Genomic DNA, 11,278 nt, shown 5'->3' on the forward strand with positions numbered 1-11,278 from the left:
CGGGGGGCGGGTCGCGGCGGGCACGGGTCATCGTGGACCGCCGCGACGGACTTAGGCAAGCCTTCCCTGCCGGAGCGGCCGTCCGCGCGGTGGGGCGGGGCTTGCCCGTGCTGGGCGCTCGGCCCAGGGTGGGCCCATGCGCATCACCCACCTCGGCCACGCCTGCCTGCTCGTCGAGACCGCCACCGCCCGGGTGCTCGTGGACCCCGGCACCCTCTCCACCGGCTGGGAGGAGCTGACCGGCCTGGACGCCGTCCTCATCACCCACGCGCACCCCGACCACGTGGACGTGGAGCGGCTGCCGCAGCTGCTGGAGGCCAACGACGGGGCCCTCCTGCGCACCGAGCCGGAGCTCGCGGCGTCGCTGGCCGACAGCGGGCTGGACGTCGCCGCCTCCGACGTCGACCTGGCGCCGCTGCACCCGGGCGAGCACCTCGACGTCGCCGGGCTGCGGGTGCGCGCGGTCGGCGGCACGCACGCGCTGATCCACGACGCCGTGCCGCGGATCGGCAACATCGGCCTGCTCTTCTCCGCCACGGGCGAGCCGGTGCTCCTCCACCCCGGCGACTCCTACGCCAGCGCCCCCGAGGGCGTCGACGTGCTGGCCCTGCCGATCAGCGCCCCGTGGGCGGCCAGCCGGGAGACGGTCGACTTCCTGCGCGCGGTGCACCCGCGGGTCGCCGTCCCGGTGCACGACGGCCTGCTCTCGCCCGCCGGGCGCGCGGTCTACCTGCGCAACGTCAGCTCGCTCGCCCCGGAGGGCACGCACCTGCACGACACCGGCGGCTCCGGCGTCCTGGAGGCCTGACCGGCCCGGGTCTGAGCGCGCCCGGGTGGGGTCTGCGCCTCCCCACCCGCGCGTCAGAGCCCGTAGGCCTCCAGCAGGCGCAGCCAGATCTCGCTGATCGTGGGGTAGGACGGCACGGCGTGCCAGAGCCGCTCCAGCGGCACCTCGCCCACGACGGCCACGGTGGCCGAGTGGAGGAGCTCGGCGGTGTCCTGCCCGACGAAGGTCACGCCGACGACCACGCGGCGGTCCTCGTCGACGACCATCCGCGCCCAGCCGGTGTAGCCCTCGGCGTGCAGCGAGGAGCCGGCGACGGCGAGGTCCAGGTCGACCACGCGGGTGCGCAGGCCGGCGTCCTGGGCCTGCTGCGCGGTGAGCCCGACGGCGGTCACCTCGGGGTCGGTGAAGACGACCTGCGGCACCGCGGCGACCTGGGCGGTGGTGGCGTGCTTCCCCCAGCGGCCCGCGTGGACGGCCTTGCCCAGGGCGCGCGCGGCGACGACGTCCCCGGTGGCGCGCGCGGAGTACTTGCCCATGTGCGTCAGCGGCGCCTGCCCGGTGACGTCGCCCGCGGCGTAGAGCCACGGGTCGTCGCCCTGGTCCAGCGCGGTCACGAGGCCGGTGGTGTCGACCTCCAGCGCCGAGCCGGGCTCCAGGCCCACCGCGTCCAGCCCGAGGTCGGCGGTGTGCGGACGGCGTCCGGTGGCCACGAGCAGCTCGTCGGCGACGAGGCTCTCGCCGTCGGCGGTGGTCACGGTGACCGGGCCGTCGGTGCCCTCCCGCGAGACCGAGGCGAGCTTCGCGCCGAGCCTGACGTCGACGCCGTCCGCGCGCAGCGCCTCGGCCACGAGGTCGCCGGCGCGCTCCTCCATCCGTCCCAGCAGCCGCGACGGCGTCAGGAGCGTCACCTGCGCGCCGAGGCGGGCGTGGGCCTGGGCGAGCTCGCAGCCCACGACCCCGCCGCCGACGACGACCAGGCGCCCCGGGACCTCCTTGGCCGAGGTCGCCTCGCGGCTGCCCCAGTGCGGGGTGTCGGCCAGGCCCTCGGCGGGCGGCTCGGACGGCGTCGAGCCCGTCGCGACGACCACGGCGTGCCGGGCGGTGATCGTCGCGACCGAGCCGTCGGCGCTGGTCACCTCGACCTGCCTCACCCCGGACAGGCGCGCGAAGCCGCGGACCACGGTGATGTCGGCGCCGGCGGCCCACTCCACCTGGCCGCCGTCGTCCCAGCCGGAGGTGAAGGAGTCGCGGTAGGCGAGCACGGCGGCGACGTCCAGCTCGCCGGTCACGGCCTCGCGGGCGCCGGGAACGCGCTTCGCGGCGGCCAGCGCGTGCACCGGGCGCAGCAGCGCCTTCGACGGCATGCAGGCCCAGTACGAGCACTCCCCGCCGAGGAGGTCGGACTCGACGAGCACCGCGCTCAGGCCGCCCTCGACCGCGCGGGCGGCCACGTTCTCGCCGGTGGGGCCACCGCCGATGACGACGACGTCGGTCTCGCCGACCGAGGCGGCCGGGGAGGTGTGGTCGGGGGGCAGGTGGCGGTCGTGGACGTGGGAGGCGGTCACCGGGGCAGGCTCGCACCCGCCCGGGCCGGTGTCACGCCCAGGTGCGGCCGGTGAGGCGCTGGTAGGCCTCCACGTAGCGCTCGCGGGTGCGCTCGACGACCTCGGCGGGCAGCTCCGGCGGCGGCTCGGCCCCGTCGCGGTGCCAGCCCGAGGCGGGCGAGGTCAGCCAGTCGCGCACGTACTGCTTGTCGAAGCTCGGCTGCGAGCGCCCGGGCGACCAGGTCTCGGTCGGCCAGAAGCGGGAGGAGTCGGGGGTCAGGACCTCGTCGCCCAGGGTCAGCGCACCGCCGGCCGCCGGGTCCAGGCCCAGCTCGAGCTTGGTGTCGGCGAGGAGGATCCCGCGCTCGGCGGCCAGCTCGGCGGCGCGGGTGTAGACGGCGAGGGTCACCTCGCGCAGGCGGTGCGCGAGGTCGTCGCCGACCATCTCGGCGACGGCCGCGAGGTTGACCGCCTCGTCGTGGTGGCCGACCTCGGCCTTCGTGGTGGGCGTGAAGATCGGCGCGTGCAGCCGGTCGCCGTCCACCAGGCCCGGCGGCAGCTCGGTGTCGCCCACGGCGCCGGTGGCGCGGTAGTCCTCCAGGCCCGAGCCGGTGAGGTAGCCGCGGGCGATGCACTCCACCGGCAGCATCTCCAGGCGCCGGCAGACCATGGCCCGGCCGGCCACCGCCGCCGGGACCCCGCCCGGGCCGGGCGCGGTCTCGACCACGTGGTGGCCCAGGCCGAGCCCCCAGTCGTCCATCTGCTCGAACCACCACAGGCTCAGGGCGGTGAGGATCGCGCCCTTGTCCGGGATGGTGCTGGGCAGCACGTGGTCGTAGGCGCTGATCCGGTCGCTGGCCACGACGAGCACCCGGGTCTCGTCGGCCTCGGACAGGTACAGGTCGCGCACCTTGCCCGAGTGCAGCGGCCGCCAGCCGGGCAGGGTCAGGACGTCCGCGGTGCCGCGGGGGTGCTCGCTCACCCCCCGATCGTGGCAGAGGAGGCGGCCGGGGTGCGCGCCCGCTCAGCCGCCGGCCCAGGCGAGCGCGCGAGCGACCTCCTGCAGCTGGGCCGTCGTCAGCGGCGGCTGCACCGGCGCGCCGAGCGGCTCCCAGGTGCGCCGGTCCCGCACGACCGACGAGGCGGCCACCGAGCACGACCACTCCCCCAGGACCAGGGTCGCGGAGCGGACGACGACCGTCCCCTGCGGCGGCGGCTCGCCCAGCCGGCGGTCGACGTCGGCGGGCGCCCGCTCGTGCACCTCCCGCAGCGCCCAGCGCAGCCCGTCGGCCGTCGTCACGTCGGTGCAGGGCAGGTCCGTGCGGCCGGCCGGGTCGCTGGCCCAGGCGTGGACGTCCATCACGGGGGCCGAGCACGGGTCGGCGTCGCTGCCCGCCGGCAGCCCGGCCGCGATGCGGTAGCCGACCCGCAGCACCCGCACGCTGGAGGGGGCGCCCACCAGGCCGGTGACCACGGCGCTCTGCCGCTCGACCTCCAGCGGCGGCGCCTGCGCCGACCCGCTGCGCTGCACGCTGCTCAGCCGCCACTGCAGGCGGGCCTCGGGGGCCACGGCCGCCAGCGCGCGGTCGGCGGCGCGCTGGTACACCGCGTCGGGGGCCAGCCACGGCGCCGCCGCGGCCGGGACCGGCTCGGGGGGCGGGTGGGAGCGGGCCAGACCGCCCACGGCCAGCAGGACGCCGGCGACCACCAGGGCCAGCGCGGCCCGCACGGCGAGGGGCGCCGGCGCGGAGGGGTGGTCGGTGGCCGGGTGGACCGTGGCGAGGTGATCGCCGGCGGCCAGCGGGGGGCGGACGTCCGCCTCCGGGGTGAGGTCGATGACGTCGACCTCGCCCTGCCCACGACCACCGTTGGTCATGGACCATTGCAGGCCCGCGCGGTGCTCGGCGCAAGCCCGCGGGAGCCCGCTGAGGCCCGCGGACGTGGCTGCGGCCGTCGAGAACGCGGAACGCCGCGCGGGATCCGCCCTCGCAGGGTTGACTCCTCCCCAGTCGGGACTCCCCCCGCGGACGACAGCGGTGGGGCGCCCGGCCGTCGGCGCGCCCGGGGTGCGCCGACGGACCGACCACGACAGGAGATCCGGTGCTCGCAAGCAGGTGCTCGTGCGTCTGAGGCTGCCCAAGGACCCCAAGGCCCCCCTCCTCGCGCGCGGCTTCGTGCGGAACGCGCTGTGCGAGGACCACTCGCAGGAGACGCGCGACGAGGTGGAGCTGCTGGTCTCGGAGCTGGTGACCAACGCCGTCCTGCACGGCGGGTCGCTGGTGACGATGGACGTGGACTGCGAGAGCCCGGACGGCATCGCCGTCTCGGTGACCGACTCCAGCCCCACCTGGCCGGTGGCCCGCGACGCCGGGCCGATGGAGGAGAGCGGCCGCGGCATGGCGCTCGTGGCGCTGATCAGCGACGACTGGGGCGTGCGCGAGGGCGGGATCCCGGCCGACGGCGCGCCGCCGGCGATCCCGGGCCTCCCGCGCCAGGCCCAGGGCAAGTCCGTCTGGTTCCACCTGGCCGGCTGAGCCTCGTCACCGGGCGCACCGTCACCCCAGCCAGCGCCACCACCGCGAGGGCTCGGGCTCGGACTCGCGCGCGGGCTCCTCGCCGAGGGCGAGGGCGGCCCCGGCGACGTCGTCCGCGGTGAGCGTCGTCACGTCGACGCGGTCGAGCGCCTCCACGTCCCCGTCGCGCGTGAGCCGCAGCGCCTGGCGGTTGAGCGCCTGCTCGAACAGCGTGCGGGCGAAGCGCGCGTTGCCGGAGCCCTCACCGGGGCGGAGGCCGGCGAGGACGCGGCGGAGCGTCGCGTCGGCGCCGGGCTCGAGCACGTACTCGTGCTGCGCCACGGTGATCGCGAAGATCTCCTCGAGCTCGGCCGTCGAGTAGTCGGGGAACCTGATCTCGCGGGCGAACCGGGAGCGCAGGCCGGGGTTCGAGAGCAGGAACGACTCCATGAGCCGGGGGTAGCCGGCCACGATCACCACCAGGCGGTGGCGGTGGTCCTCCATGCGCTTGAGCAGGACCTCGACCGCCTCGGGGCCGAAGTCGAGCCGGCCCTCGCCCTCAGGCGCCAGCGAGTACGCCTCGTCGATGAACAGGACGCCGTCGAGCGCCCGGCGGATCACGCGGTCCGTCTTGATCGCGGTCGCCCCGACGTACTGCCCGACGAGGGCGGCGCGGTCGACCTCGACCAGGTGGCCCTTCTGCAGCAGGCCGACCGCCCGGTACATCTCGGCCAGGAGCCGCGCCACCGTGGTCTTGCCCGTGCCCGGGTTGCCGAGGAACACGAGGTGCTGCGACGTCGCCACCTCGGGCAGCCCGTGCGCCTTGCGCCGCGCCTGCACCTGCAGGAGGGCGACGAGCGCCTGCACCTGCTCCTTCACCGTCTCCAGGCCGACCAGCCCGTCGAGCTCCGCCTGGACCGCCGCCAGCGGCCGGGCCGGTCCAGGGCGGCCGCCGAAGAAGTCGCTGACCCGGTCGTCCACGCCCCGCAGACCGGGCCGCGGGAGCTGGTCGCCCAGGCGACCGACGGTCTCGCGCAGGTCGTCGAGTGGCTTGCGGTGGGAAGCCATGCCCGGAGCGTAGGCGTCACCGGGGCGCAGGACCTGGTCAGGACGACCCCCTTGACGGACTTGGCTATTGGCTATAGCTTTTGGCTACATCAGTTAGCCACCACGGAGGCCACCATGACCGAGCACCCGCCGAGCCCCACGACCCAGCACCTGAGCGTCGAGGGCGGCACCCTGGCCTACGAGCTGAGCGGCACCTCGGGCCCGCTGCTGGTGCTGGCCCACGGCATGGGCGACGACCGCCGCGCCTACCGCTCCCTGGCGCCCGCGCTGGTGGCCGCCGGGTACCGCGTGGCCGCCGTCGACCTGCGCGGCGCCGGGGAGTCCAGCGCCCGCTGGGCCTCCTACACCCGCACCGACATCGCTGGCGACCTCCTCGCCGTGGCCGAGCACCTCACGAAGGACTCAGGCGGACCGGTCGTGCTCGTCGGGCACTCCATCGCCGGCGGTGCCGTCACCATCGCTGCGGCGAAGGCCCCCGAGCTGGTCACCGCGGTGGTCGAGCTGGCGCCCTTCACCCGCAAGCAGACGCTGTCCCTGGGCGACCTGCGCGACGGGCGCTTCCGTCGTGGCATGGTCCAGCTCCTGGCCACCACGGCGCTCGGCAGCACGCGGGCCTGGGCCGCGTACCTCGACCTCGACCTCGCCCACCCCGTCACCGGGCCCGGCGCCAGGCCCGCCGACCACGACGCCCGCGTGGCGCACATCCAGGCGATGCTGGCCGAGCCGGGCCGGATGAGGGCCCTGCAGGCGATGGGGAGGACCGCGCCCACCGACGCCGGCGCCCAGCTGGCCCACGTGCGCTGCCCGGTCCTGGTGATCCAGGGCGGCGAGGACCCCGACTGGCCCGACCCCCGCGCCGAGGGCGAGCGCATCCTCGCCGACCTGCCCGCCGGGCTGGGCCGCCTGGCGGTCGTCCCCGGCAGCGGGCACTACCCCCACGTCCAGCACCCCGCGCAGGTGCTCGAGCTGCTGCTCCCCTTCCTCAGCTCCACCACCAGCGGCACCATGAGCGCCACCGGCGAGGGCCCGGCCCGTGCCTAGGGCCGGGCTGACCCCCGCCGCCGTCGTGGCCGCCGGCGCGGACCTGGCCGACGAGGTCGGCTGGTCCGACCTGACGCTGGCTCAGGTCGCCGAGCGGCTCGGGGTGCGCGCACCGTCCCTCTACAAGCACGTCGCCAGCCAGGGCGACCTGACCCGCCGGATCGCCGCCCTGGCGCTGACCCAGGCCGGCGAGGCGATCGGCGCGGCGATCCAGGGCCGCTCCGGCACCCAGGCCCTCGGTGCCGCGGCCCGGGCGCTGCGCGGCTTCGTCACCTCCCACCCGGGGCGCTACGGGGCCACCGTCGGGATCCGGGTCGTCGCCGGCGATGCGCAGGACCCCGTCGCGGCCGCGGCCGCGACGGGCCTCGAGCCGCTGCGGGCGGTGCTGCGCGGCTACGACATCGCTCCCGAGGACGAGGTCCACGCCCTGCGCGCGCTGCGCAGCGCGCTCCACGGCTTCGCCACCCTGGAGTCCGTCGGCGGCTTCCAGTACTCCACCGACGTCGACGAGAGCTTCGAGTGGCTCATCGCCCTCCTCGACCGCGGGCTCCGCGGGACGGCCCCCGACGGCCCGCGCTGACCGGACGGCCGCGTGAGACGAGGTCCGGGACCCTCCGACCCGGCTCAGCGGCCGGCGGCGTCCTCCGCGATCGCCCGGGCGGCGATGTCGGTGCGGTGGTGCGAGCCCGGCAGGACCACGCGCGCGGTGGCGGCGTAGGCGGCGTCGCGCGCGGCGGCCAGGTCGGCGCCGGTGCCCACCACCGAGAGCACGCGGCCCCCGGCGGAGACCAGGCGCCCGTCGGCGTCCAGCGCGGTGCCCGCGTGGAGCACGTACGCGTCAGCGCCCGGGGGCTCCAGCCCCGTGACCGGGTCGCCGGTGCGGGGCGCGGCGGGGTAGTCCGCGGCGGCGACGACCACGGTGACGGCCGCGCCGTCGCTCCAGCGCAGCGGGCGGTCGGCGACGGCGTCGGCCAGGGCGCCGGTGGCCGCGGCGTGCAGGACGCCGCCCAGCGGGGTGAGCAGGCGCGCGAGCACGACCTGGGTCTCCGGGTCGCCGAAGCGGGCGTTGAACTCGATGACCCGCACGCCCCGGCCGGTCAGCGCGAGCCCGCAGTACAGGACGCCGGTGAAGGGCGTGCCGCGGCGGCGCATCTCGTCGACCACCGGCTGCGCCACCCGCTCGACCACCTCGGCCACGAGCCCCGGCGGCGCCCAGGGCAGCGGCGAGTAGGCGCCCATGCCGCCGGTGTTGGGGCCCTGGTCGCCGTCCAGGGCCCGCTTGGCGTCCTGGGCGGGCGCCAGCGGCACCACGGTCGTGCCGTCGCAGAGGCAGAACAGCGAGACCTCGGGCCCGTCGAGGAACTCCTCGACCACCACGGTGCCGCCCGGCCGGGCCAGGCAGGCGGCCGCGTGGGCGAGGGCCTCGGCCCGGTCGTCGGTGACCACGACGCCCTTGCCGGCGGCGAGCCCGTCGTCCTTGACCACGTGCGGGGCGCCGAAGGCGTCCAGGGCCTCGGCGACGTGACCGATCTGGGTGCACACCCGGGCCATGGCGGTGGGCACCGAGGCCGCGGCCATCACGGCCTTGGCGAACGCCTTGCTGCCCTCGAGCTGCGCAGCGGCGGCCGAGGGGCCGAAGCAGGCGATGCCCGCGTCGCGCACGGCGTCGGCCACGCCCGCCACGAGCGGCGCCTCGGGGCCGACGACGACGAGGTCGGCGGCGAGCTCGCGCGCGAGGTCGGCGACCGCGACCGGGTCGGTGGCCACCACGGGCAGGCAGCCCGAGACGCCCGGCTCGGCGGCGATGCCGGGGTTGCCCGGGGCCGCCCACAGGCCCGTCACGGCCGGGTCCGCGGCCAGCGATCGGGCCAGGGCGTGCTCGCGGGCACCCCCGCCGACGAGCAGGACGCGCACGCTCACCCCTCCAGGAGGTCGTGGCGGACGATGATCTCCTCGCGGTCCGGGCCGACCCCGACCGCCGAGATCCGCGCCCCGGACATCTCCTCCAGCGCCAGGACGTAGTCCTGGGCGTTCTTCGGGAGGTCCTCGAAGCGGCGGGCGGCGGAGATGTCCTCGCTCCAGCCGGGCAGCTCCTCGTAGACCGGCACCGCGTGGTGGAAGTCGGTCTGGTTGACCGGCATCTCGGTGTGGCGGACGCCGTCGACGTCGTAGGCGACGCAGACCGGGATCGTCTCGTAGCCGGTGAGCACGTCGAGCTTGGTGAGCACGAAGTCGGTGACCCCGTTGATCCGCGCCGAGTAGCGGGCGATCAGCGCGTCGTACCAGCCGGTGCGCCGCGGGCGGCCCGTCGTCGTGCCGAACTCGCCGCCGGCGCGGCGCAGGCCCTCGCCGACGTCGTCGGTGAGCTCGGTCGGGAACGGGCCCTCGCCGACGCGGGTCGTGTACGCCTTGACGACGGCGACGACGCGGTCGATCCGGTTCGGCGGCACCCCGGAGCCGGTGCAGGCCCCGCCGGCGGTGGCGTTGGAGGACGTGACGAACGGGTACGTGCCGTGGTCGACGTCGAGCAGGGTGGCCTGGCCGCCCTCGAAGACGACGGTGCGGCCGGCGTCCAGCGCCCGGGTGAGCTCCAGCCCGGTGTCGGCGACCATCGGCCTGACCCGGTCGGCGTAGGACAGCAGCTCGTCGACGATCTCGTCGACGGTGATCGCGCGGCGGTTGTAGACCTTCACCAGCAGCTGGTTGCGGGTGTCCAGCGCTCCCTCGACCTTCTGGGCGAGGATCTTCTCGTCGAAGAGGTCCTGGACGCGCAGGCCGACGCGGTTGATCTTGTCGGCGTACGCCGGGCCGATGCCGCGCCCGGTGGTGCCGATCCTCCGCTTGCCGAGGAAGCGCTCGCTGACCCGGTCCACCGTGCGGTGGTAGGGCGCGATGAGGTGCGCGCTGGCCGAGAGCATCAGCCGCGAGACGTCCACGCCGCGGGCGCTGAGCGCCTCGAGCTCCTCGAAGAGGACCGACAGGTCGACCACGACGCCGTTGCCGATCACCGGGGTGCAGCCGGGGGTGAGGATGCCCGACGGCAGCAGGTGCAGGGCGTACTTCTCGTCGCCCACCACGACGGTGTGGCCGGCGTTGTTGCCGCCGTTGTACTTCACGACGTAGTCCACGCGGGAGCCGAGGACGTCGGTCGCCTTGCCCTTGCCCTCGTCCCCCCACTGGGCGCCGACGAGCACGATCGCGGGCATGCGGTGGTCTCCTGCACTGTCAGGCGGATCCCAGGCGCTGCTGGGACGATCTTGCGGACGGCGCCCGCAGGCGCCGCGGCGAGGCTACCGGAGGACCCGTGCACGACGGCGACCGCGATCCGCAGCACGACGCCGGGACCCGGGGGAACCCCGGCGTCCTGGCGCTGGTCAACGCCCGGGCGGGGTCGGCCGGGCGCGAGCTGGACGCCGCGCTGGCGGCCCTGGGCACCGGCGCCAGCGAGCTCGGGGGCGTGCTCGAGGTGGCGCGGACGGCGTCCCTGGACGACCTGCGCGGCGCGCTCGCCCGCCTCGCCGGCCGGCGCCTGGTGGTGCTCGGCGGCGACGGCTCCCTGCACGCGGCGGTGCAGGCCCTCCACGACACCGGGGCGCTGCGGGCCGCCGGCCCGGTGGGGCTGGTGCCGATGGGCACCGGCAACGACCTCGCCCGCTCCCTGGGCCTGCCGATCGGCGACCCGGCGGCGGCGGCGCGCACCGCGCTGACCGGCACGCCGGTCGACATGGAGCTCCTCGTCGACGACGGGGGCGGGATCGCCGTCAACGCCGTGCACGCCGGGATCGGGGTGGCGGCCACGCAGCGCGCCGAGCGCCTCAAGCCGGTGCTGCGCCGGGGCGCCTACCCGATCGGGGTGCTGGCCGCCGGCGTCGCCCGGCCCTGGCACGTGCGGGTGGTCGTGGACGGGCGCGAGGTCCACGACGGGCGCGCGCCCCTGCTCATGGTGGCCGCCAGCATCGGGACGACGATCGGCGGCGGCGCGCCCGTCTCGCCCTCCTCCGTGCCGCACGACGGCGTCGTCGACGTCATGGTCTCCACCGCCACGGGCCCCCTGGCGCGCGCCGGCTACGCGGGCGCGCTGTGGCGCGGCCAGCACGTGGAGCGGCGCGACGTGGCGGTGACCCGGGGCGCGGACGTGCTGCTCGAGGCCGTGGACGGGCGCCCGTTCGCCCTCAACGCCGACGGCGAGACCACGCCGGCGCAGGCGCGCCACCACTGGCGCACGGCGGCCGACGCCTGGTCCGTCCGCGTGCCCTGAGACCCGGGGAGCGCGAGCACCCGCGGGCCTCGGGGATCCGTCAGGTGACGCGCGCCCGGCTGGGTGC

At 76.6% G+C, this 11,278-nt stretch carries 11 protein-coding genes; 5 read left to right on the plus strand and 6 right to left on the minus strand.

Going from position 1 to position 11,278, the window contains the following annotated elements; translation table 11 throughout:
* Positions 1-136 precede the first annotated feature (136 nt).
* Positions 137-808: an MBL fold metallo-hydrolase gene (locus tag AC5FZL_RS11945; protein WP_493618886.1), complete on the plus strand. Its 672-nt coding sequence runs from the start codon at positions 137-139 to the stop codon at positions 806-808.
* A gap of 53 nt (positions 809-861) precedes the next feature.
* On the opposite strand, the gene AC5FZL_RS11950 is transcribed toward AC5FZL_RS11945, so the two are convergent.
* The 3 genes from AC5FZL_RS11950 to AC5FZL_RS11960 all read right to left on the minus strand — a co-directional run bounded on the left by AC5FZL_RS11950 (position 862) and on the right by AC5FZL_RS11960 (position 4,207).
* The gene (locus AC5FZL_RS11950; RefSeq protein WP_493618902.1) at positions 862-2,322 is read right to left on the minus strand and encodes a dihydrolipoyl dehydrogenase family protein; all 1,461 of its coding nucleotides are present in this window, start codon (positions 2,320-2,322) and stop codon (positions 862-864) included.
* A gap of 61 nt (positions 2,323-2,383) precedes the next feature.
* Positions 2,384-3,313, minus strand: coding sequence for a phosphoribosylaminoimidazolesuccinocarboxamide synthase (locus tag AC5FZL_RS11955; RefSeq protein WP_493618888.1), 930 nt, complete (start codon positions 3,311-3,313; stop codon positions 2,384-2,386).
* Between the two features lie 42 nt (positions 3,314-3,355).
* Positions 3,356-4,207: a hypothetical protein gene (locus tag AC5FZL_RS11960; protein ID WP_493618890.1), complete on the minus strand. Its 852-nt coding sequence runs from the start codon at positions 4,205-4,207 to the stop codon at positions 3,356-3,358.
* A gap of 244 nt (positions 4,208-4,451) precedes the next feature.
* Between AC5FZL_RS11960 and AC5FZL_RS11965 the strand changes: the two genes are divergently transcribed.
* Positions 4,452-4,865, plus strand: a complete 414-nt coding sequence (locus tag AC5FZL_RS11965) for an ATP-binding protein (protein ID WP_493618891.1) — start codon at positions 4,452-4,454, stop codon at positions 4,863-4,865.
* A gap of 21 nt (positions 4,866-4,886) precedes the next feature.
* On the opposite strand, the gene AC5FZL_RS11970 is transcribed toward AC5FZL_RS11965, so the two are convergent.
* Positions 4,887-5,912, minus strand: coding sequence for an AAA family ATPase (locus AC5FZL_RS11970; RefSeq protein WP_493618893.1), 1,026 nt, complete (start codon positions 5,910-5,912; stop codon positions 4,887-4,889).
* Positions 5,913-6,026: 114 nt separating this feature from the next.
* On the opposite strand from AC5FZL_RS11970, the gene AC5FZL_RS11975 reads away from it, so the two are divergent.
* Together AC5FZL_RS11975 and AC5FZL_RS11980 are read left to right on the plus strand one after the other, a co-directional pair.
* Positions 6,027-6,953 (plus strand): alpha/beta fold hydrolase, encoded by a 927-nt coding sequence (locus AC5FZL_RS11975; RefSeq protein WP_493618895.1) that lies wholly within the window; start codon positions 6,027-6,029, stop codon positions 6,951-6,953.
* Positions 6,946-7,533 carry a TetR/AcrR family transcriptional regulator gene (locus tag AC5FZL_RS11980; RefSeq protein WP_493618897.1) on the plus strand — a complete coding sequence of 196 codons (588 nt, stop codon included), beginning with the start codon at positions 6,946-6,948 and terminating at the stop codon, positions 7,531-7,533. The genes AC5FZL_RS11975 and AC5FZL_RS11980 overlap by 8 nt, the downstream gene beginning before the upstream one ends.
* 44 nt (positions 7,534-7,577) lie before the next feature.
* Here AC5FZL_RS11980 and purD read toward each other — a convergent pair whose 3' ends face one another.
* Positions 7,578-8,867 (minus strand): phosphoribosylamine--glycine ligase, encoded by a 1,290-nt coding sequence (purD, locus tag AC5FZL_RS11985; RefSeq protein ID WP_493618903.1) that lies wholly within the window; start codon positions 8,865-8,867, stop codon positions 7,578-7,580.
* Positions 8,868-8,869: 2 nt separating this feature from the next.
* Complete coding sequence (locus AC5FZL_RS11990; RefSeq protein WP_493618898.1) at positions 8,870-10,159, minus strand: adenylosuccinate synthase; 1,290 nt, start codon at positions 10,157-10,159, stop codon at positions 8,870-8,872.
* Positions 10,160-10,257: 98 nt separating this feature from the next.
* On the opposite strand from AC5FZL_RS11990, the gene AC5FZL_RS11995 reads away from it, so the two are divergent.
* Positions 10,258-11,211 (plus strand): diacylglycerol/lipid kinase family protein, encoded by a 954-nt coding sequence (locus tag AC5FZL_RS11995; protein ID WP_493618900.1) that lies wholly within the window; start codon positions 10,258-10,260, stop codon positions 11,209-11,211.
* Positions 11,212-11,278: the final 67 nt, after the last annotated feature.

It is taken from the genome of Quadrisphaera sp. DVD1 (assembly GCF_058932755.1).

Bases quoted from the DNA above. Each gene is read 5' to 3' on its own strand.
- AC5FZL_RS11945 (WP_493618886.1), top strand. From the start codon at position 137: ATGCGCATCACCCACCTCGGCCACGCCTGCCTGCTCGTCGAGACCGCC.
- AC5FZL_RS11960 (WP_493618890.1), bottom strand. From the start codon at position 4,207: ATGACCAACGGTGGTCGTGGGCAGGGCGAGGTCGACGTCATCGACCTC.
- AC5FZL_RS11970 (WP_493618893.1), bottom strand. From the start codon at position 5,912: ATGGCTTCCCACCGCAAGCCACTCGACGACCTGCGCGAGACCGTCGGT.
- AC5FZL_RS11975 (WP_493618895.1), top strand. From the start codon at position 6,027: ATGACCGAGCACCCGCCGAGCCCCACGACCCAGCACCTGAGCGTCGAG.
- AC5FZL_RS11990 (WP_493618898.1), bottom strand. From the start codon at position 10,159: ATGCCCGCGATCGTGCTCGTCGGCGCCCAGTGGGGGGACGAGGGCAAG.